This window comes from Ruegeria atlantica (assembly GCF_013032505.1).
In the GTDB taxonomy this organism is placed as follows: domain Bacteria; phylum Pseudomonadota; class Alphaproteobacteria; order Rhodobacterales; family Rhodobacteraceae; genus Ruegeria; species Ruegeria atlantica_F.
Genome location: NZ_WQCG01000001.1, coordinates 57,820 through 76,937 on the forward strand (window position 1 = coordinate 57,820; position 19,118 = coordinate 76,937).

Consider the following 19,118-nt stretch of genomic DNA (forward strand, 5'->3'; position numbering starts at 1 on the left):
TGCATCAGACCGGTGTCAGGCGTGAGGGTCGTAATCGCTCAGGCGTTTGCCGGGTTCGTCAGCAAAAACCTCGGGCAGGGGTGATATCGCTTCGATAAGGTCAATGCGAAAAACGCGGAATCCCTGACGAAGTTCGCACCATGATGTCAGCGTCCAGACACGCCCCCAGTATTCCATATGCAGGGGGCGTACGACCCGATCCGTCAGAACACCGTCGATCCGGCGATACGACAGTCGCAGCTTTTGCCGCGATTTGATGGCAGCTCGGATCGGGGCCATATGTGCCAGCCCGCGCGCTGCATCGGCAAAAGGGTATACCGCAAACTTCCAACTGTCAGCTTCAGCCACAACCTGCGTTGGCAGCACGGCATCGATCTTGTCGGCAAGAGATTCGGCCGCGGATTTAAGGTCTGGGTCGGCGGCTTCGGCCACGATGGCCATACCAAGGTTCAGTGCCTCAAGCTCGGCCGGGGTCAGGTTCAGTGGGGGCAGGGTGATCTGCTCGCGTACCATGTATCCCACGCCGCGTTCGCCTTCGACCGGGATGCCCGAGGCGACCAGCGTATCCATGTCGCGATAGATCGTACGGACCGACACCTCAAGCCGGTCCGCAATGTCCTGCGCGCGATGCAGTTTACCGTCGCGCAGGATCTGGATGATATCGAATAGCCGGTCACTGCGGCGCATGGGATGTCCTGTGTGTCATGACGCTCCGATGGTCCAATGGATCGCATCATGCCTCATGGTTACGGTGTCCGGCGCGATTGCAGCCATCACAGCAGGAGCGAAATCCTGTTTTGGGAAGGCATCGGCGGCGGCCTGGGCACAATCCATGTCGGCCCAGATGACTGTATCGGTCCAAAGCCCGTCGCCACCTGAACTTAGGCGGCGGAAGACAAAGCCATCTGCGTTCCGAACAAAGGATTCTGTGCCTTTCATGATGTTCACGAAATCCTCTTCTGTTACATCGGCCGCCAATTTGAACGTTACGGTTTCTGCAATTTGTGTCACTTCATGCTCCTGTATTGATGGGACAGGGCCGTAATATGCGCATCCAACTGACATAAACCTGTCAGTTGAAGAATGCGAGTCCTCAAAAATTGCGTGATCCGTTCAAATTTGGGCGCAGAACAGTGGCGACACGCTTTTGCGATGGTCTGCCCGCGCGTAAACACGGACGCAGATCATATTCCCGGCGCACGTGCGCCGACTTAAAAGGAGAAGAGACATGCTCAACAATATCGGTCTTCCCGGTCTTCTACTGATCGCCGTTGTGGTGCTGGTGCTGTTTGGCCGCGGCAAAATCAGCTCATTGATGGGCGAAGTGGGCAAAGGCATCACATCGTTCAAAAAGGGTGTCAAAGAAGGCGCGGACGAGTTGGAACAGGATGCGTCCGAGATGGCGAAAGACGTCACCCCCGAGACAGACAAAGACAAGGCCTAAGCGCAGATGTTTGATCTGGGCTGGACCGAGCTTCTGGTCATCGGCGTTGTTGCCCTGATCGTTGTGGGGCCAAAGGACCTGCCGGTGCTGTTCCGTAACGTTGGCCGCTGGGTCGGCAAGGCCCGAGGTATGGCGCGCGAATTCAGCAGCGCCATGAACGAGGCAGCGGATCAGGCGGGCGTGAACGAGATCAAGAAGGGTCTGAATGCGGCCACCAATCCTGTAAACACCGCCATGGACGGTGTGAAAGAAGCTGCGCAGGACATGGCCAAGAGCATGGACCCGACCAAGTTCGACCCCGACAGCGAAACCGGCAAGCTGGCCGCTGAACGTGCAGAGCAGGCCAAGAAGATCCAGGCCTCGACCGCACGTGCTGCTGCTGAGCGCAAGGCCAAGGAAGCTGCGGACGCGCTGGCGAAGGCAGAAGAGGCCGAGGCCGCGCTGAACACTGAAAGCAAGACATGACAAACACCGACGAGATCGAAGACAGCTCGGCCCCGTTGATCGAGCATCTGGCGGAACTGCGCACGCGTCTGATCCACTGCGTCGTGGCGTTCCTGATCGGGATGATAATTTGCTTCACCGTTGCCACGCCGCTGTTCAACTTCCTCACAAACCCATTGTGCGAGGTGCTGGCAGAACGCGGACAGGATTGTGGACTGATTTTCATCTCTCCACAGGAAGGGTTCTTTGTCGCCATTAAGGTCTCGCTTCTGGGCGGGTTCATTCTGGCGTTCCCTTATATCGGAATGCAGATGTGGCGTTTCGTTGCACCGGGTTTGTACCGATCGGAAAAGAACGCGTTCCTTCCGTTCATGCTGGCATCGCCTTTTATGTTCCTGTTGGGGGCTAGCTTTGCCTTCTATGTCGTCACGCCATTGGCTTACGACTTCTTCCTAGGCTTCCAGCAATTCGGTGCCGAAGGCGAAGCTGTGGTAGACGGGACAGCAACCGCGCCGTTGAGCGTTGTGTTCCAGGGCTCAGCCCAGGAATACCTGAACCTGACGATCAAGTTCATTGTGGCCTTTGGCCTATGCTTCCAATTGCCGGTTCTACTGACCCTGATGGGCAAGGCGGGTCTGGTCACTGCCGAAGGCCTTGGTGCCGTGCGGAAATACGCGGTGGTGGCAATTCTGGTTTTGGCCGCGCTGGTGACCCCGCCGGACGTGATCACACAAGTCATCCTGTTCGTAGTGGTTTATGGCCTTTACGAAGTGTCGATCTTCCTGGTCGCACGCGTTGAGAAAAAGCGCGAAGAGCAACTGCGCGCCGACGGCTACTATGACGATGAAGAAGAAGCCGACGAAGAGATCATTCGCGAAGAAGAAAGCAAGTAATCCCTTCAAATAATAAACGATCGGGCGCGTCCTAATGGGCGCGCCTTTTTTGATGCGTGGCCCTTGTTGCGCCAGTCGGAACGTGGTTTGAACCCCGCAAGACCGACCCGGAGGAGCCTATGGACGACCAAGCCCTGAAACGCATCGCTGACGCGCTCGAACGTATGGCACCAGCCCCTCTGGCTGCTCCTGACTTCTCCGCAGCCCCGGCATTTGTCTGGCATGTTGAGCCGGATCGGCTGGAACCGGTCACACAGGTCAACCGCGTCGACCTGGAGCTGCTGGTTGGGATCAACCGATCACGCGATACGCTATTGGACAACACACGGCGGTTTGCGTCCGGGTACAAGGCCAATAACGCGCTGCTGTGGGGCGCTCGGGGCATGGGGAAATCCAGCCTTGTCAAAGCCGTTCACGGCACGTTGCAAGCGGATTTTCCGCAGCTCAAACTGGTCGAGCTTCAGCGCGAAGACATGGGCTCGGTCGCACGTCTGCTCAACCACTTACGCGCTGCTCCGCACCGGTTTATCCTGTTCTGCGATGACCTGTCGTTCAGCCACGATGACCAGCACTACAAATCGCTCAAGGCAGTGCTGGATGGAGGCATCGAGGGTCGCCCCGAAAACGTTGTCTTCTACGCTACCTCGAACCGGCGCCACCTGATGCCTCGGGACATGATCGAGAACGAGCGCTCGAGTGCCATCAACCCGTCTGAAGCGGTTGAAGAGAAAGTCTCGCTATCGGACCGGTTCGGCCTGTGGCTGGGGTTCCATCCGTGCGATCAGGACGAATACCTAGCCATGATCGACCGCTATTGCGCGGCCTATGGCGTTTCTGTCGACGCTGATGTCCTGCGAGCCGAGGCCATCGAATGGCAGGCCACTCGTGGCGGACGCTCGGGTCGTGTGGCGTGGCAATTCTTTGTCGATCTAGCCGGGCGCAATGGCGTGCATATCGCGTAACGCGCCGGCTTTATCTGGTCAAAAATATCCCCGCCGGTGGCATGGCCCAAAGGGCCATTCCTATAACAGTGTCAGAATACGTGCTGCCTCATCCGCAGGGCTGCTCAGCACTTCGCGGTTCTCGCCGGGATGGAATCGTGCGCGCACAGCTGTAGGCATTGGTGCAGGTTCCACGATAGAAACGCGCGGACCCGTTCGCTCTGTTTCCACGGCCCAGCTGCGCGCAAGCGCCAATTGCGCGGCCTTGGTTGCGCCGTAGATGCCATAGAACTTTTCGCCCGCCTTGGGGTCGTCAAAAAACACGGCATGCCCGCTGTCGCCCAGCAGCGGCGCAATATATGGGATCAGAACCGACGTGGCTGTCGCGTTGATGTTGACCGCCTTTGTCCATTCCTTTGGATCCACGAAATGCGCAGGTGTCAGGGCAGAGGTGTGAACGGCAGTATGCATCCACAGATCAACTTTGCCCCACCGGTCATGAATGCCTCGGCACAGCGTCGCCATGGCGTTCGGATCCGCGATGTCCATAGGTGCAAGCGTGGCTGCACCACCCTTGGCCTTGATACGGTCGTCCAGCTCCTCCAGCCCACCAGTGGTGCGGGCGACTGCGACGATGTGATACTCGGGTGCCAATGCTTCGGCCAGGGCAGCACCCAAACCGCGCGAGGCCCCTGTGATGAGGGCAATTTTGGTCTGATCGGTCATAGAGGCGGTTTGAACCCATGCGCGCAGGGCGTCAAGGCAGATTAGCTTCCCGGAATAACGATCCGCCGCGTCTGGCCGCTTTGTCGCAGCATGACACCTTCGTCATCAATGGCAATCACCGTGCCCGAAGAGACCCGACTGCCGGGCTTGACCTCTTTCACCCGGCCTGATGACAGGCGCATCAACGCACGCATGTCAGCTTTTGGACCGAAGACACCCAGAACAGAGACAGAGTTCTTCTTCAACGCACCCTTCTGCGTGGCAGCGTTTTTTACGTTGGCGTTTGACATGAATCCCGGCCCGGCCATGTCGGCCCGACCCCTTGTTTTATGAGTGGTTGGGCTGAGGGGCTATCAAACGAAGTACCGGAACAAAAGAGGCTGGGAACGTGCTTTGGCTCAGCAAAATTCGACGTCACCGAAGCCCTTGCGATTGCGGTTTCTTCATCGAAAAGTTGTGCGCGGAAACTGACCGATCAATAGCATTATTGACTGAAAAAAGGCCCGCATCGCCTTTGCGATACGGGCCAAAACTGAAATCTGATTCGCTGTTGAACGCTCTGACAGGGGCTTAGCCGGACGCCAGTTTGGCCGCATTCCAGGACCCGCCGGGCACCTGCATGTCCTGTCTTTTCTTGCTGACCCGGCTGCTGTTCTCGAGGCTGTCCAGATAGTCGCCGCTGACGCTTCCGGTGATATAATTGCCGTCAAAACACGAGCAATCGAAAGCCTCAATGTCCGGGTTGCCTTCCTTGGCAGACCAAATCAGGTCATCGAGGTCTTGATAGAACAGGGCGTCTGCGCCGAGTTCCTGCCGGATCTCTTCAATCTCTTTGCCGTTGGCGATCAACTCATGCTTGGTGGGCATATCGATGCCGTAAACGTTGGGAAATTTCACTGGGGGCGAAGCGCTGGCGATGAAAACCTTCTTAGCGCCGGCTTCGCGGCACATCTGGACGATCTTTTTGATCGTATTTCCGCGCACGATGGAGTCGTCGATCAGCAATACGTTGTGATCCTTGAACTCCAATGGAACCGCGTTCAGCTTTCGGCGTACAGATTTCTGCCGCTCTTCCTGGCCGGGCATGATGAAGGTGCGACCCACGTAGCGGTTCTTGACCAAACCTTCGCGGTAGGGGATTCCGGTAGCCTTCGCGACTTCTAGTGCCACAGGGCGAGCGCTGTCAGGCACAGGGATGATGCGGTCGATCTCAAGACCTGCAGCCTCGATCTGACGCGCCAGCGTCTGTCCCATGCGCATCTGGGTCTTATAAACCGAGACGCCGTCCAGCAGCGAATCCGGACGGGCCAGGTAGACATATTCGAAGATACAGGGCGTCAGTTGCCCATCGACGGCCTGGAATGTGTGCATGTTGCCGTCCAGGTCAATCAGAATTGCTTCACCCGGTTTCACATCGCGCAGCTTTTCAAAGCCATTGATGCCGAATGCGACATCCTCGGATGCAAAGGCATAGTCATCGCCGTCGCCATCCACGTCGCGCTTGGCGACTGACAGGGGGCGAATGCCGAAAGGATCGCGGAATGCCAGCATGCCAACACCGGCCACCAAGCATATCACTGAATAGGCACCCTGAACGCGTTCCATTGTCATCTTCACGCCGGCAAAGATGTTGCGAATGGGTTCGGCATTGCCGTTGACCTTGATCGCGTCAGCCACTTTGTCTGCCAGCACGTTCAGAAGAATTTCTGAATCAGAGGTGGTGCGCAAATGGCGGCTGTACTTGGCGGTGACTTTCTCGCGTTGCTCGGCCGTGTTGGTGATGTTGCCGTTGTGGACCAGATAGATGCCATAGGGCGCGTTGACGAAAAATGGCTGCGCCTCGGCAGCGCTGAGCGATCCGGCGGTGGGGTATCGCACATGCCCCATGCCGACCTGTCCCAGTAGGGTCTCGGCGTCACTGGAATTGAACACGTCCTTAACCAATCCATTGGCCTTTTTCTCGCGAAAGAATTCGCCAGTATAGGTCACGATCCCCGAGGCGTCCTGGCCCCGGTGCTGCAACATCAGCAGCCCGTCATAGATTTCCGCAAAGACATCATGCGTCCTGCTTGCGATCCCTAAAATGCCACACATATACGGGCTCCAATTTCCATGACGTGTTTATGTTGATTAGGTTTGCGGGTCAGAAGGCCTGAATGCTTGTATCTTTATGCATTGCCGCCCGACCGGATCGGGGCGCAAACACGCCAGCGTCGCAAGGACGAGCGCATAAGAAAACAGATACAGCAAGATCGGCAGCTCCGATTCCATGTCAGTTCGCCACTCACATAATGCCTCAGCGCGCCTGTGTCATCAAAGGATCACATTCGCGATTTGACGCATGTGGATTTTGCCAAAATCAGCATGAAAAGGTGGAAAGGGGGGGCAGGCATGTGGTGTCATAGTAAACATAACGAGTTTTCGGCAATGACAAAGTTCGATCGGATAACCGCCATGTGGCAGCACAAGCAAGGAAAAAAGAAAGAAGAACCCGTCAAACGTCGGTGCCATCGGTGCAGAGGAGCAGGGCGCGCTCCGTGTCCGATCTGCAATGGAGCGGGCGAAGTCACCAAAAGCCGCGACCTACACGGGAAGCCAATAATGGGCCGATGTGATGGCTGTTTCGGTTTGAAGACAATCCGGTGCACTATGTGCGGAGGTGAGGGGTTCTTGTGACTATAGGTGGAACGACGCACTTTCCTAATCCAAGGATCGTTGTGCGGGACTTGGCCGCCATTCATCGCTTTGACTGATTCCTCTGCGGCTCAAAAACGAAAAACCGCGTTGGCGGTACGCAGATTCTCACGCTTTCTAACATCACTTTAAATCTAGTTTGGATTCTCCATCGATTGCCCAACTGACAATTGATGAGCCATATTCTCGACTTTACTCGTTTCCTTTGGTTCGCAAACGTAAGGACAAGCTTATGATCGGCCCAGATATTTTGGTAAACTCGGCGAACGTCGTTTATCTGTTTTCCTACTCAGTAAGGGACATTCTTAAGTTAAGAATCCTCTCCGTCATAGGAGGCGGACTTTTGCTGCCCTATTTCTACCTTCAGACTTCGACACTGTGGGTGCCAATTGGCTGGAATGTGTTCTTTATCTTTATCAATCTATACTGGATTGCGCGGCTCTTAGCTGAACGAAGACCTGTCCAATTTACCGAAGAGGAGGGGCGCCTCTACGCGCTTGCACTCCAAAATCTCTCAGAAAAAGATGCGTTTAAGCTGTTTCGAATGGCTGAGCGTCGATCGGTCGATGCGGGAACCGACCTCATAACGCAAGGCCGTTTGGTCGCAGAGTTGTCGTTGATTGTCGAAGGCAAGGTTGCTGTTGAAGAGAACGGAACACGTGTTGATACCCTTGGCGAAGGTGGTTTTCTCGGTGCCATAGCGTTTCTGAACCAAGACGGCGAATTCAACACGCCGGTTACGGTTCGTGCATTGGAATCTACAAAGCTCATGACATGGAAGTTCGCGGAGCTAAACGCCGAGTTCACTCGTAATGCAGACTTGCAGATTTCGTTGGAAGCTCGCCTGGGCATCGAAATCTCCAAGTGGCTCCAGAAGACTCGTCAAGCCCTTCTGAGTGCCTGAATTGCATATCAACTGGACGTAAGTTTAGGGTTTAATGCGAGAACTTCTTCGCTGGGCTTCTTCGTCTCGCTTTACCAAAAAAAAGCCCGGCAGATGCCGGGCTTTTGCTTTTTTCTGAAGTCTGTTTATTCCGTTGTCGAAGGGGTTGTCAGCTCTTCGGTTGGTGCAGAACCTTCGGCGCAGCTGGCGACCAGTTCTTCGTATTGGCGTGTCACCCAACCAAGGGCTGCTTCTGGGTTCTGTTCTTCGATCTTGTCGCTGAACTGTTCGAACACCTTGGCCGAACGGCTTTCGTCGACGATTGTGTAGGACTGCCCCGTCATGACCGTGTCGTAGACGAAGAACGCGATGGCAACCAGCAGGATGCCTCGGGCGATGCCGAAGAAGAAACCAAGCGCCTGATCCAAACCGCCCAGTGCAGATCGCTGGACAATTGACGAAAACAAGGGCGTAAAAATGCTGACAATGATAAGGGCGACTGCAAATACCGCAGCAAAGCCCGTGATGACTGACAATTCGCAGCTGTCGCGCAGGAAATCCCCAACGACCGGGATTTCTTTGACTAGCGGTACTGCTTGCGGTGCAAAGATAAAGGCCAGCACTGCAGCTGCGACCCAGCCTGCGATGGCCAGAACCTCACGTAAGAAGCCGCGCGAATAGGCAAGAATGCCTGAAACGACGATGATCAGGGCAACGACCCCGTCAATTATTGTAAAACCTTCCATGGCCCTCGCCTGTTCTTTTTCTGCCCCTCAGGGGGCGACCTTAACCTGCTCCGAAGGTTTCGCCAACAAACCCAACTAAATCAGAGGGTCGGGTGAGTGTCAGACCTGCCACAGTACCGGTTTTGCCGCCCGCCGGAGCGATTGCCGATGTGAAACCAAGTTTTTGGGCTTCTTTCAACCTGTTTTCTGTCTGCGGGGCCGGTCTAAGTGCCCCAGATAACGAGATTTCTCCGAAAACAACGGTATCTGCGGGCAGGGCTGTGTCTTCTCGGGCACTCAGCAGAGCTGCAGCGACCGCCAGATCCGCGGCGGGCTCACCGATTTTCAAGCCACCAGCGACGTTAAGGTACACATCGAGACCCGCAAAAGGGATGCCGCAACGGGCTTCGAGCACGGCAAGGATCATTGCCAGACGCCCACTGTCCCATCCAACAACGGTACGGCGCGGTTGCGAATGTGGAGAAGGGGCCACAAGTGCCTGTAATTCAACCAATACAGGGCGTGTGCCTTCGATCCCGGCAAAGACTGCCGATCCGGGGCTGGGCGTACCACGTTCGGACAGGAACAGGGCCGATGGATTGGTGACCTGTGCAAGCCCTTTGCCCGTCATCTCGAAGACACCAATCTCGTCTGCAGGGCCAAAACGGTTCTTGACCGCCCGCAGGATCCGGAACTGATGACCGCGTTCGCCTTCAAAATAAAGGACTGTATCGACCATATGTTCGACTACACGGGGGCCCGCGATCTGACCTTCCTTGGTGACGTGGCCGACCATGATGACCGAAACGCCGTGTCGTTTCGCAAACGTGGTCAATTCATGCGCAGCGGCCCGGACTTGTGACACCGAGCCCGGTGCGCTGTCCACATTGTCTGCCCACATGGTCTGAATCGAGTCGATAATAGCCAGCCCGGGTTTCTCGGCCTCGAGCGTCGTAAGGATGTCCCGCAGGTTGGTTTCGGCAGCAAGCTGAACCGGCGCGTCTTCCAGCCCCAGCCGGCGTGCGCGCATTCGTACCTGCGCGCTGGCTTCTTCGCCGGACACGTAGACCGTCTTGACGCCAGCACGTGCGAACCGCGCTGCGGCCTGCAACAGCAGCGTCGATTTTCCGATTCCCGGATCCCCTCCGACCAACAGGGCCGATGCCGGGACCAGACCGCCACCCAAAACACGGTCCAGCTCTTCTACGCCGCACAAGGTGCGCGGTGGGGGTGTTTCCTCGGTCGACAGGTCCGTGAGTGCTATGGACTGGCCACGTTTGCCGCCGAGGGATTTTTTTGCAGGGCCAGCCGAAAGAGGCACGTCTTGCGTGATTGTGTTCCATTCACCGCAGCCGTCACATCGCCCGGACCACCGGGAATGCGTTGCGCCACAGGCCGAGCAGGAGAAAGTCGTTTTTGCCATGGCGCAATTCGTGCCCGAGGACGGGCGGTTCTTCAAGCCCTTGCAGGGCTTTCATCTTCGCCGGTTGCGCGCCGCGTCCTCAGGCCCAACGGGCCATCGTCCCCGGCTGGCGCTGCCGCGCCTATTCCGCGGCGCGCGGCGGCGACATTGCTATGACGCTCGATTTATTGGGTTCGCGGTCGTCGGCGGGTGATTGCAGCTGTGCAGACAACTCTGGTAGCAGCTCGAACAGTTCGTCCCGCAATCGCGCCAATTGCGACTTTGCGATGGATTCCTCCATCTCGATATCATGGGTCCATTGACGCAATTCATGCTGAATGACCTGCGCTTCCTCGATGCGTTGCTGAAACAACTCGATCTCTTCCTGGCGCTGTTGCAGGAAGGTGCGAGCACGGGACACGCGGGCATCGCCGTAAGTTTCAGCCAGTTCGTGACTTAAATGGCTCATCTGCGCTGCCAACTCGAGGATCTCGGGTTCCAGCGATTGCAGGTCTGGGTGGTGGCGCAGGAAGGCCATTCTTTCCTTGACCGCGTCAAACTCAGACGACAGCAGGAACGTTTCGCCGCGATCTGCGGTATGCGCCAGATGGTAGGCCTGAGCCACGTCGTGCATGTTTAGCGAGAACTTACGATGAGACCTCTCAAGTGCCATCATCCGGGCATTTGCTGGCAGATAAAAGGCCAGCATGAGAATCAGCACCGTCAGACCAATCTGGACATACATACCTGCGTCTACAGCCGGAGCAGTGCCAAAACCGGCCTGCATGGATAACCAGGGCAAAACCCCCAAAGCGGACAAGAGACAAGCACCGACCGAGAAAAGGGCCGCTATGCAAATGAGGAAAAAAGTCAGTCTTAAAAAGGCATTCTGAAATTGCAATGTGATGTTGTGGAGGGCGGTCATCTTAGACGAACTCCTTTTGAAACCGGAACACACCAGCCCAAAGCGGGGAACATCTAACACACACAGAATGATCCGCTCAGGACCGAAACTACAAAAATTTTCTGCTCGAAATATAAAGATGATACTCAGATAAGCGTTTTCAATCAATTACGTCTGAGGATTTCGTGATCTGCGTGTCATTTCGGTAATGTGACCCAATGCGAGCGAGGCCAGAATGCAGGCTGTAAACAGGTAAAGCCCCCATGCGGTTTCTATGGTCGCATAGGAGATCCCCTTGGCCAATGTGATGTAGAGCGCGATCAGGAAAATGTCGGCCATGGCCAGTTTGCCGAGGATGTTCAGCGCGGGTTGAACACGTGGGTCCAACAGGTCCCATTGGATAAGCGCTGTGCCGATGGTTTTGATGTAGGGCGCGAAGAGGGCGAATATGGTGACGATAAGGGCCAAAAAGACGTCCGATTTCCACAGAGACTGCAGACCGGTGATGACGCTGATTTCGCTAAGGCCGAAGATCGGCAGCAGGCCAGCGCGCATCAGTGGGGCGAACCACGCGATGGGGTAGAGGATCAGGAGGGAAAGGGTGGCGAGGCGGAGAGGCATATCTAATGTATTGGTTCAGTTTGTAGGATTGCCCATAGCACCAATGCTGCCATGGCAAGGAAAACAACGGCAATCGCAATGTTACCTGTTTTCTTGTTTTGGACGTTTCCAAGTATTTCTTTATGTAAAAGCCAAGCAGAAATGGCCGCACCAACCATACCCGGGATGCTAATTAGCAAGATGGAGTTTGTGCCAAAAAAAACAATGACGTTTGAAACGATCAGTCCTGGGACTATGCCGTACAGCATGCATCTCAAAAGCGGTTTTAGAACCGAAAAAGACCGAGCAATTGAGAAGATCAAGCCGTGTTCAGAAAATTGTACAAAAAACCAAACCAACAGCACAGAATTGAAATACAAGCCGGGTAGTGACAGTAAAAACAACTGTAAGGGAGGCATCACCGCACCGCCTCAATCGGCCCCTCCGCACTCCCGCTGATAAACTGCTCCACATACGGATCGCCCGAGGCATCCATCTGGTTGACCGGGCCGGTCCATTGGATGACCCCTCCGTGCAGCATGGCCACGTTGTCGGCAATCGCGCGGACCGAGCTCATGTCATGGGTTATGGTCATCGCGGTGGCGCCCATCTCGGTCACGATCTCGCGGATCAGATCGTTGATGACGCCGGACATGATCGGATCCAGGCCGGTGGTGGGCTCGTCAAAGAAAATGATCTCGGGCTCGGCCGCGATGGCGCGGGCAAGGCCTACGCGTTTCTGCATGCCACCCGACAGTTCGGACGGAAAGCGGTCGGCCACGTCGGATTTCAGGCCCACGCGGCGTAGCTTCTCGATGGCGATCTCGCGCGCGTATTCGGCGGGGCGCTTCAACGGGCCGCGCAGCAGGCGGAATGAGACGTTCTGCCAGACGGGTAGGGAATCGAACAAGGCCGCCCCCTGAAACAGCATCCCGAAACGGGCTAGAAACTTGTCTCGGTCGCCTTTGGCTGCGTCTTTACCATCGACATAGATCATCCCGCTATCGGGCTTGATCAGGCCCAGAATGCATTTCAACGCCACGGATTTCCCCGTGCCAGAGCCACCGATGATGACCATCGAGGTGCCTTTGGGGATCTCAAGGCTCGTGCCCTGCAGAACCTGATTGTCACCAAAGGCTTTCGTTACGTTCTCCATCCTGATCATACCGAGAAGAACACCCCTGTAAGAATGAAGTTGGCGGCCAGGATCATGATCGCGGCGGATTCGACCGAGGATTTGGTGGCCCGGCCCACACCCTGTGCGCCGCGGCCGGAATTCATTCCGTAGTAACAGCCCATGATGGCCGCGATCAGGCCGAAGGCCGCGCCTTTTACCAAAGATGAAACGATGTCCTTGGTCTCAAGGAAGTTGACGGTGTTTTGCAGATAAGTCGCTGCGTTGAAACCCAGATTTTGGGTCGCAACGACATAACCGCCTGCTATGCCGATGATATCTCCGATCCCGACCAGCAACGGCACGGTGATCAGAGCGGCAAGAACGCGCGGTGCCGTCAGGTATTTCATCGGGTGGGTCGAGAGAGTGACCAGCGCGTCGATTTGCTCGGTCACTTTCATTGTGGCGATTTCAGCCGCGATGGATGAGGTCACACGCGCAGCGATCATCAAGCCAACCAGAACTGGTCCAAGCTCGCGTACCATGCCGATGGCGACGATCTGTGGCACTACGGCTTCGGCGTTAAAGCGCGCGCCGCCTGCATAGATCTGCAGAGCCAGCGCGCCACCGGTGAAGATAGCGGTCAAGCCAACGACCGGCAGCGAAAGCCAGCCGATATTCATCAGTGCAACAGCAAACTCGCGCGGGTAATAAGGTGGCCGAAAAATGTGTGAGATTGCATCCAGCGCGAAGATCGCCACCTTGCCGAAGTTGGCAAAAAGCGTCAGGACAGCGCGGCCCAGCCCACCCAGCGCGACCACAGGGTTCATTCGACGTATCCCCGGGAATAGCGCGCGCCCAGCGACGTAAGGATTTCATAGCCGATGGTGCCGGCGGCCTCCGCCAGATCATCAACAGTTTGGTGGCCGTTCAGAATACGTAGACGTTCGGGATCTTCAGGCAGGTCGGTAACGTCGACAGTGATCAGATCCATCGAGATTCGCCCGACCACAGGGCAGGGCTGACTGCCGGAAAACGCATCGATCCCGCCGCCAATAGCGCGGTGCAGACCGTCTGCGTAACCTGCAGCAACGGTGGCGATGCGCGATGGGCGGCGCGCGACCCAGCTGTTGCCATAGCCGACCGATTCACCGACCTCGACTGGGCGGACTTGGACAACAGGCAGGTCGACCGTCACCACTGGCTTTGCTTCGGCAAAGGGCATGCCGCCGTAAAGACCCACGCCGGGGCGGCAGAAGTCAAAGTGGAAATCAGGTCCAAGCAACGTACCGCCGGTGGCCGCCAACGACCGGGGGGCTGAGGTGCCGTCGGTCATCTCGCGGAAGGTCTTCAACTGCTGACGGTTCATTGGGTGTTCGGGTTCATCCGAACAGGCCAGGTGCGACATCATAACGACCGGGTTCAGCGCCTCGGCCTTTGGGCGCAATTCGGCCCAGTCTGCAGGTTCAAGACCCAGCCGGTTCATGCCGCTGTCCAGCTGAATGCCAAAGGGATGATCTGGAAGGGCGTGTTGGTGGCGTTGGAATTGCTCGGGCGCATTGATCAGCGGCGTCAGGTCGTGATCGCGCAACAGATCGGTGTCACCTTCCATATGACCCGAGAAAACAGCGATCAGCGGGCCGGGACCGATTGCCTTGCGTACGGCCACTCCTTCTTCGGCTACTGCCACAAAGAACTTGCGAACGCCTTCTTCGGCCAAGGTCGCTGAAACTGGCTCGGCCCCAAGGCCGTAAGCGTCGGCTTTGACCACGGCGCCGGTCTCGACATCCGTTTTTGCGTCGAGCGCGCGCCAGTTGCTGGCAAGCGCCTGAAGATTGATCGTCAAACGTGCGGTACTCATGGCACTGTTCATGACATTGGATCACGGCAGGTCAAGGGGGTAGGCGGTGATTATTGCAATCTTGGGCAGGAACTTGGGCAACTTCCGGCCTGTCGTACAAGGCATTGGCGAAAAAGAGGTTGTGTCCACGCGCCCGAATATCGAACTTGGGCGAAAGCGGCCGTGTTGGCGGGCTGCGGAAAGAGGTCAGGATGAAGCTTTCGGCAGAGAAACAGGAATGGTCTAACGCGCTGCCGGAGGTTTTCCGGCAGGTGTTTTCGGATTCAGAGGGTGCTGCGGAAGGCGATGTGATCGGTGCCTTGGTGTCCGATCTGCTGACACAAACACCTGACGATGACCTGCATGCCGCCATCGCCCATGATGGTCCCCAAGTGCTGGGCTGCATTCTGTTTTCGCGACTGCGATTAGACCGGGATCCGCGACAGGTGTTTCTGATGTCTCCGGTTGCCGTGCGCACGGATCGCCAGAAAAAGGGGATCGGACAACAGTTGATCGCATATGGCCTGGACGGATTGCGCCGTGACAAAGTCGACTTTGTGGTGACATACGGCGATCCGAACTACTATGGCAAAGCCGGGTTTCTGCCGATTTCAGAGGAATTCCTACAAGCGCCTTTGCCGTTGAGCCATCCGCATGGTTGGTTGGGGCAAGCTTTGACGGCGGCAGAGATGGCGCCGTTCAACGGGCCATCCCACTGCGTGAGCGCTTTCAACAAGCCTGAGCTTTGGTAGAGGCTAGTAGCCTTCGATCTCTCCGCCCTGTTGCCAGGGTTTGACCAGATTGCCAAAACGAGTGAATTGCGCCTCGAACGACAGCTCGACCGTGCCAATGGGGCCGTGACGTTGTTTGCCGACGATGACCTCGGCCTTGGCGTGCAAACGTTCCATCGCTTGCTTCCACTCTTCCATCTTTTCCAGCTCGTGATCGCCGGGTTTTTCACGCTCTTTGTAGTATTCCTCGCGGAACACGAACATCACCACGTCGGCGTCCTGCTCGATCGAGCCCGATTCCCGCAGGTCGGACAGTTGCGGGCGTTTGTCGTCACGGTTTTCGACCTGACGAGACAACTGTGAAAGCGCGATGACCGGGATATTCAATTCCTTGGCGATGGCTTTCATACCCATCGAAATCTCAGCGATCTCGTTGACGCGGTTTTCAGCCATGCCGCGGCACAGCTGCAGGTAGTCGATAACCAACAGATCAAGACCATGTGTCCGCTTCAACCGCCGTGCGCGCGCCGCCAACTGCGAGATCGGCAGGGCAGGCGTGTCGTCAATAAACAGGGGGCAGGCTTCCAGTTCTTTGGCCGCGTCCACAAAACGGCGGAACTCGGCCTCGGTCATGTCACCCTGACGGATTTTGTGAGATGAAATCTCGGACGCCTCGGCCAGAACCCTGCCTGCAAGCTGTTCCGCGCTCATCTCGAGCGAGAAAAAGCCAACCACGCCGCCGTCAATCGCGCCCTCGGTGCCATCCGGTTTGAGCCCGCGCTTATAGGCCTTGGCGACGTTAAACGCCACGTTGGTCGCCAGCGACGTTTTACCCATCGACGGACGACCTGCCAGAATGATCAGGTCGGACGGGTGCAATCCGCCGAGCTGTTTGTCCAAGTCGGCCAGACCGGTGGAAATCCCCGCCATGCCACCACCGCGCTGGTACGCTTCGTTGGTGACGTTGACGGCTTCTGTGACCGCCTTGAGGAAGGATTGAAATCCCTGTTCGGTCTGGCCCTGCTCGGATAACTGATAAAGCTGTTGTTCGGCTTCGACGATCTGTTCTTTTGGCTCGCTCGACACTTCAACCCGTGCCGCCTTGTCCGAGATATCTCGACCCAAGCGGATCAGCTCGCGCCGAATTGCCAGGTCATAGATCATTTGGGCGTAGTCATGAACCGCAAATGCACTGATCGAGGCACCAGCCAATTTGACCAGATAAGCGGGACCACCAAGTTCCTTCAGGCCCTCATCTTCGGCCATGAAGGATTTCAGCGTCACGGGTGAAGCCAGCGCATTCTTGGCGATGCGTGTGGCCGCAACTTCGTAGATGCGGGCGTGGACCGGGTCATAGAAGTGTTCGGCCCCGATGATCGAGGCAACCCGATCATACAGATCGTTATTGGTCAGAATCGCACCCAGAAGCTGTTGTTCAGCCTCAATGGAATGCGGCATGGTTTCGGCGTTTTGAATCTGAGCCGCTGCCTGCTCGATGCTGCTTATCTCGTTCATATTGTCCCCGCTGCCCACGGCGCTTTCTACACGCTATTTTGGCGTGTCGGCTATCTGGAAATACCTGTGGCTAACTACGGATAAAGCCTTGGGATAACTTTCCTGACAGATTGGATGCCTGTATATGCGTAGCTTATTATGTAGGAAATGGGGGGAAAGTCACCAGATATCGTGGCTGGAAAATCGATTCTTCCGGACTTTTCCCCAATCTGTCCACAAGAGGTTTACGTGGATTTATTTGCTTCCTGCCATCCGCGGGGGTCGTTCAGAAAGGCTTCGACACCGCTAAGGGTTTCATCATCAAAGGCCTTTTGCGCCTTGGCTTCGGCCAGAACATCCCACCATGTGCACAGATGATGCAGCTGGACGCCGTGATCGCCCAGAGTTTTTTCAGTCTCTGGGAAGATGCCATAGTAGAAGATCACCGCCGTATGCCCGCAAGTGGCACCTGTTTCGCGGATTGCATCCACGAAGGACAGTTTAGAACCGCCATCGGTGGTCAAATCTTCAACCAGCAGCACACGCTCGCCCTCGCTCATCGCGCCTTCGATACGGGCATTGCGCCCGTATCCCTTGGGCTTTTTGCGGACATAGGTCATCGGTAGCGCCATACGTTCTGCGACCATTGCGGCGAATGGAATACCCGCAGTCTCACCGCCTGCGATATTGTCGAACGCTTCGAAGCCCGCGTCGCGCATCACAGTGACCGTCAGGAAATCCATCAGGGTCGACCGGATTCGCGGGTAAGAGATCAGCTTGCGGCAGTCGATGTAAGTCGGGCTGGGTAATCCACTGGCCAGCGTGAACGGCTCACGGGAATTGAAGTGGACAGCCTTGATCTCCAGCAACATCCGCGCGGTCAGGCGGGCAATCTCGGTGCTGTCGGGGAATGAACTGGGGATCATAACGGTACCTCTGGGCTGAATGGCATTGCGGGCTGATAGCCTGTCCCTTGGCCCAGAGTCGAGAGGGATGCGCGCAAAAGAAAAGCGGACCTCACGAAGAGGTCCGCTTTGGCCCTTGCGGGCACAAGGCAGCCAAGGTGGGCTTAGCTGCTCATGTCATAGGCGCGTTCTCCGTGTACCGACAGATCGAGCCCGTTTGTCTCGGTTTCTGCATCTACGCGAAGCGGGGTGATCAGCGCAACCACCTTGATCAACACAAATGTGACAACTGCCGTAAAGGCACCCACGATCACCAGCCCGCCCAGCTGCGCAGTCCAGGCACCAAGGCCGAACACGGCGATCATGATGGTACCGAAGATGCCACCGACACCATGCACCGCGAAAACGTCCAGCGTGTCGTCGATGTTCAGCATGTTGCGAACAACGTTGACGGCCTCTTGGCACAGCACGCCTGCCACGGCACCGATGATCAGTGCCTGAACCGGATCGACATAGCCCGAGGCAGGGGTGATCGAGGCCAGACCGGCAATCGTGCCGGTGACCAAGCCCACCATCGAGGCTTTGCCGTATTTAATACGTTCGTACAGCGCCCAAGTCAGCGATGCGGTTGCGGCCGAAATATGCGTGACGGTCATTGCCATCGCTGCCCCTCCGTCTGCCGCCAATTGCGAGCCGCCGTTGAAGCCAAACCAACCGACCCACAGCATCGCCGCGCCGATCATGACATAGCCGGGGTTATGCGGCGGCGTCGTGCGGTTGCGGCGAGGGCCAAGCACCACGGCGATAATCAGTGCGGCCAGACCTGCGGTTTCATGCACTACGATACCACCGGCAAAGTCACGGACGCCGATCTCACCCAAAAATCCGCCATCGGTCAGAATGCCGCCGCCCCAGATCCAGTGAACAACCGGTGCGTAACACAACAGCATCCACAGGCCCGAGAAGATCATCACAAAGCCATAGCCCACACGCTCGACATATGCGCCGATAATCAGAGCCGGGGTGATGATCGCAAAGGTCATTTGGAAAGCAAAGAACAGGACCTCGGGTAGGTTGCCTGACAGGCTGTCGGCATCGACCCCGTTCAGGAAAGCTTTGCCAAGACCGCCCCAAAGGCCCGAACCACCGTCGCCAAATGCGATCGAGTATCCTGCGACCAGCCAAAGAATGCTCATCAAGCAGGCGATTGAGAAACAGTGCATAAAAACGCTCAGCACGTTTCGGGCGCGCACAAGGCCGCCATAGAACAGGGCGAGGCCTGGCAATGTCATGAACAGGACCAGTGCAGTTGCAACTATGATCCAGGCGGTATCGGCTCCATTCATCAGCCGGTCTCCTCTGTGGCGTCTTCAGCTTG

At 56.7% G+C, this 19,118-nt stretch carries 22 protein-coding genes; 6 read left to right on the top strand and 16 right to left on the bottom strand.

The genetic code is table 11. The features are described 5' to 3' along the window. Window positions 1-15: 15 nt before the first annotated feature. A complete protein-coding gene (locus GOW92_RS00305; protein ID WP_170556971.1) occupies window positions 16-687 on the bottom strand; it encodes a helix-turn-helix transcriptional regulator in 672 nt (223 codons plus the stop codon). A gap of 15 nt (window positions 688-702) precedes the next feature. Beyond that, a complete protein-coding gene (locus GOW92_RS00310) occupies window positions 703-1,011 on the bottom strand; it encodes a hypothetical protein (RefSeq protein ID WP_170556972.1) in 309 nt (102 codons plus the stop codon). 217 nt (window positions 1,012-1,228) lie between these two features. Between GOW92_RS00310 and GOW92_RS00315 the strand changes: the two genes are divergently transcribed. The 4 genes from GOW92_RS00315 (at window position 1,229) to GOW92_RS00330 (ending at window position 3,743) form a co-directional block, all read left to right on the top strand. Beyond that, window positions 1,229-1,444 carry a twin-arginine translocase TatA/TatE family subunit gene (locus GOW92_RS00315; RefSeq protein ID WP_170354368.1) on the top strand — a complete coding sequence of 72 codons (216 nt, stop codon included), beginning with the start codon at window positions 1,229-1,231 and terminating at the stop codon, window positions 1,442-1,444. A gap of 6 nt (window positions 1,445-1,450) precedes the next feature. After that, window positions 1,451-1,909: a Sec-independent protein translocase protein TatB gene (gene tatB / locus GOW92_RS00320; RefSeq protein ID WP_170556974.1), complete on the top strand. Its 459-nt coding sequence runs from the start codon at window positions 1,451-1,453 to the stop codon at window positions 1,907-1,909. Then, window positions 1,906-2,781 carry a twin-arginine translocase subunit TatC gene (gene tatC / locus GOW92_RS00325; RefSeq protein WP_170556976.1) on the top strand — a complete coding sequence of 292 codons (876 nt, stop codon included), beginning with the start codon at window positions 1,906-1,908 and terminating at the stop codon, window positions 2,779-2,781. Before tatB ends, tatC begins: the two co-directional genes overlap by 4 nt. Before the next feature lie 119 nt (window positions 2,782-2,900). After that, window positions 2,901-3,743, top strand: a complete 843-nt coding sequence (locus GOW92_RS00330; RefSeq protein WP_170556978.1) for an ATP-binding protein — start codon at window positions 2,901-2,903, stop codon at window positions 3,741-3,743. Window positions 3,744-3,803: 60 nt separating this feature from the next. On the opposite strand, the gene GOW92_RS00335 is transcribed toward GOW92_RS00330, so the two are convergent. From GOW92_RS00335 to purF, 3 genes are all read right to left on the bottom strand, one after another. Next, window positions 3,804-4,448 carry an SDR family NAD(P)-dependent oxidoreductase gene (locus GOW92_RS00335; RefSeq protein WP_170556980.1) on the bottom strand — a complete coding sequence of 215 codons (645 nt, stop codon included), beginning with the start codon at window positions 4,446-4,448 and terminating at the stop codon, window positions 3,804-3,806. Between the two features lie 41 nt (window positions 4,449-4,489). Then, entirely contained in the window at window positions 4,490-4,738 is a 249-nt protein-coding gene (locus GOW92_RS00340; RefSeq protein ID WP_170556982.1) for a hypothetical protein, read from the bottom strand. Window positions 4,739-5,018: 280 nt separating this feature from the next. After that, entirely contained in the window at window positions 5,019-6,542 is a 1,524-nt protein-coding gene (gene purF / locus GOW92_RS00345) for an amidophosphoribosyltransferase (RefSeq protein WP_170556984.1), read from the bottom strand. Between the two features lie 832 nt (window positions 6,543-7,374). Between purF and GOW92_RS00350 the strand changes: the two genes are divergently transcribed. Continuing rightward, on the top strand, window positions 7,375-8,046 hold the full coding sequence (locus GOW92_RS00350; RefSeq protein ID WP_170556986.1) for a Crp/Fnr family transcriptional regulator: 672 nt from the start codon (window positions 7,375-7,377) through the stop codon (window positions 8,044-8,046). A gap of 125 nt (window positions 8,047-8,171) precedes the next feature. Here GOW92_RS00350 and GOW92_RS00355 read toward each other — a convergent pair whose 3' ends face one another. The 8 genes from GOW92_RS00355 to alr all read right to left on the bottom strand — a co-directional run bounded on the left by GOW92_RS00355 (window position 8,172) and on the right by alr (window position 14,631). Then, complete coding sequence (locus GOW92_RS00355; RefSeq protein ID WP_170556988.1) at window positions 8,172-8,771, bottom strand: CvpA family protein; 600 nt, start codon at window positions 8,769-8,771, stop codon at window positions 8,172-8,174. 40 nt (window positions 8,772-8,811) lie between these two features. Continuing rightward, window positions 8,812-10,173 carry a DNA repair protein RadA gene (gene radA, locus GOW92_RS00360; RefSeq protein ID WP_170556990.1) on the bottom strand — a complete coding sequence of 454 codons (1,362 nt, stop codon included), beginning with the start codon at window positions 10,171-10,173 and terminating at the stop codon, window positions 8,812-8,814. A 121-nt stretch (window positions 10,174-10,294) separates the two neighbouring features. Then, window positions 10,295-11,077: a DNA repair protein gene (locus GOW92_RS00365; RefSeq protein WP_170556992.1), complete on the bottom strand. Its 783-nt coding sequence runs from the start codon at window positions 11,075-11,077 to the stop codon at window positions 10,295-10,297. Between the two features lie 147 nt (window positions 11,078-11,224). Continuing rightward, window positions 11,225-11,677, bottom strand: coding sequence for a paraquat-inducible protein A (locus GOW92_RS00370; protein WP_170556995.1), 453 nt, complete (start codon window positions 11,675-11,677; stop codon window positions 11,225-11,227). Window positions 11,678-11,679: 2 nt separating this feature from the next. Next, window positions 11,680-12,075, bottom strand: coding sequence for a hypothetical protein (locus GOW92_RS00375; protein WP_170556997.1), 396 nt, complete (start codon window positions 12,073-12,075; stop codon window positions 11,680-11,682). Then, on the bottom strand, window positions 12,075-12,821 hold the full coding sequence (locus GOW92_RS00380) for an ABC transporter ATP-binding protein (RefSeq protein ID WP_170557000.1): 747 nt from the start codon (window positions 12,819-12,821) through the stop codon (window positions 12,075-12,077). Before GOW92_RS00380 ends, GOW92_RS00375 begins: the two co-directional genes overlap by 1 nt. After that, window positions 12,818-13,600 (bottom strand): MlaE family ABC transporter permease, encoded by a 783-nt coding sequence (locus GOW92_RS00385; protein WP_170557002.1) that lies wholly within the window; start codon window positions 13,598-13,600, stop codon window positions 12,818-12,820. Before GOW92_RS00385 ends, GOW92_RS00380 begins: the two co-directional genes overlap by 4 nt. Next, window positions 13,597-14,631, bottom strand: coding sequence for an alanine racemase (alr, locus tag GOW92_RS00390; RefSeq protein WP_170557004.1), 1,035 nt, complete (start codon window positions 14,629-14,631; stop codon window positions 13,597-13,599). The genes GOW92_RS00385 and alr overlap by 4 nt, the downstream gene beginning before the upstream one ends. Before the next feature lie 191 nt (window positions 14,632-14,822). Between alr and GOW92_RS00395 the strand changes: the two genes are divergently transcribed. Then, window positions 14,823-15,362: a GNAT family N-acetyltransferase gene (locus GOW92_RS00395; RefSeq protein ID WP_170557006.1), complete on the top strand. Its 540-nt coding sequence runs from the start codon at window positions 14,823-14,825 to the stop codon at window positions 15,360-15,362. Between the two features lie 3 nt (window positions 15,363-15,365). Here GOW92_RS00395 and GOW92_RS00400 read toward each other — a convergent pair whose 3' ends face one another. The 3 genes from GOW92_RS00400 to GOW92_RS00410 form a co-directional block, all read right to left on the bottom strand. Beyond that, window positions 15,366-16,856, bottom strand: a complete 1,491-nt coding sequence (locus tag GOW92_RS00400; RefSeq protein WP_170557008.1) for a replicative DNA helicase — start codon at window positions 16,854-16,856, stop codon at window positions 15,366-15,368. Window positions 16,857-17,080: 224 nt separating this feature from the next. Then, window positions 17,081-17,761: an orotate phosphoribosyltransferase gene (locus tag GOW92_RS00405; RefSeq protein ID WP_170557010.1), complete on the bottom strand. Its 681-nt coding sequence runs from the start codon at window positions 17,759-17,761 to the stop codon at window positions 17,081-17,083. 143 nt (window positions 17,762-17,904) lie between these two features. After that, complete coding sequence (locus tag GOW92_RS00410) at window positions 17,905-19,086, bottom strand: ammonium transporter (RefSeq protein ID WP_170557012.1); 1,182 nt, start codon at window positions 19,084-19,086, stop codon at window positions 17,905-17,907. Between the last annotated feature and the right edge of the window lie 32 nt (window positions 19,087-19,118).

Excerpts from the sequence above, each read along its gene's own strand:
- GOW92_RS00305 (WP_170556971.1), bottom strand. The coding sequence starts at position 687 with ATGCGCCGCAGTGACCGGCTATTCGATATCATCCAGATCCTGCGCGAC.
- GOW92_RS00315 (WP_170354368.1), top strand. The coding sequence starts at position 1,229 with ATGCTCAACAATATCGGTCTTCCCGGTCTTCTACTGATCGCCGTTGTG.
- tatB (WP_170556974.1), top strand. The coding sequence starts at position 1,451 with ATGTTTGATCTGGGCTGGACCGAGCTTCTGGTCATCGGCGTTGTTGCC.
- tatC (WP_170556976.1), top strand. The coding sequence starts at position 1,906 with ATGACAAACACCGACGAGATCGAAGACAGCTCGGCCCCGTTGATCGAG.
- GOW92_RS00330 (WP_170556978.1), top strand. The coding sequence starts at position 2,901 with ATGGACGACCAAGCCCTGAAACGCATCGCTGACGCGCTCGAACGTATG.
- GOW92_RS00335 (WP_170556980.1), bottom strand. The coding sequence starts at position 4,448 with ATGACCGATCAGACCAAAATTGCCCTCATCACAGGGGCCTCGCGCGGT.
- GOW92_RS00340 (WP_170556982.1), bottom strand. The coding sequence starts at position 4,738 with ATGTCAAACGCCAACGTAAAAAACGCTGCCACGCAGAAGGGTGCGTTG.
- purF (WP_170556984.1), bottom strand. The coding sequence starts at position 6,542 with ATGTGTGGCATTTTAGGGATCGCAAGCAGGACGCATGATGTCTTTGCG.
- GOW92_RS00350 (WP_170556986.1), top strand. The coding sequence starts at position 7,375 with ATGATCGGCCCAGATATTTTGGTAAACTCGGCGAACGTCGTTTATCTG.
- GOW92_RS00355 (WP_170556988.1), bottom strand. The coding sequence starts at position 8,771 with ATGGAAGGTTTTACAATAATTGACGGGGTCGTTGCCCTGATCATCGTC.
- radA (WP_170556990.1), bottom strand. The coding sequence starts at position 10,173 with ATGGCAAAAACGACTTTCTCCTGCTCGGCCTGTGGCGCAACGCATTCC.
- GOW92_RS00365 (WP_170556992.1), bottom strand. The coding sequence starts at position 11,077 with ATGACCGCCCTCCACAACATCACATTGCAATTTCAGAATGCCTTTTTA.
- GOW92_RS00370 (WP_170556995.1), bottom strand. The coding sequence starts at position 11,677 with ATGCCTCTCCGCCTCGCCACCCTTTCCCTCCTGATCCTCTACCCCATC.
- GOW92_RS00375 (WP_170556997.1), bottom strand. The coding sequence starts at position 12,075 with ATGCCTCCCTTACAGTTGTTTTTACTGTCACTACCCGGCTTGTATTTC.
- GOW92_RS00380 (WP_170557000.1), bottom strand. The coding sequence starts at position 12,821 with ATGATCAGGATGGAGAACGTAACGAAAGCCTTTGGTGACAATCAGGTT.
- GOW92_RS00385 (WP_170557002.1), bottom strand. The coding sequence starts at position 13,600 with ATGAACCCTGTGGTCGCGCTGGGTGGGCTGGGCCGCGCTGTCCTGACG.
- alr (WP_170557004.1), bottom strand. The coding sequence starts at position 14,631 with ATGAGTACCGCACGTTTGACGATCAATCTTCAGGCGCTTGCCAGCAAC.
- GOW92_RS00395 (WP_170557006.1), top strand. The coding sequence starts at position 14,823 with ATGAAGCTTTCGGCAGAGAAACAGGAATGGTCTAACGCGCTGCCGGAG.
- GOW92_RS00400 (WP_170557008.1), bottom strand. The coding sequence starts at position 16,856 with ATGAACGAGATAAGCAGCATCGAGCAGGCAGCGGCTCAGATTCAAAAC.
- GOW92_RS00405 (WP_170557010.1), bottom strand. The coding sequence starts at position 17,761 with ATGATCCCCAGTTCATTCCCCGACAGCACCGAGATTGCCCGCCTGACC.
- GOW92_RS00410 (WP_170557012.1), bottom strand. The coding sequence starts at position 19,086 with ATGAATGGAGCCGATACCGCCTGGATCATAGTTGCAACTGCACTGGTC.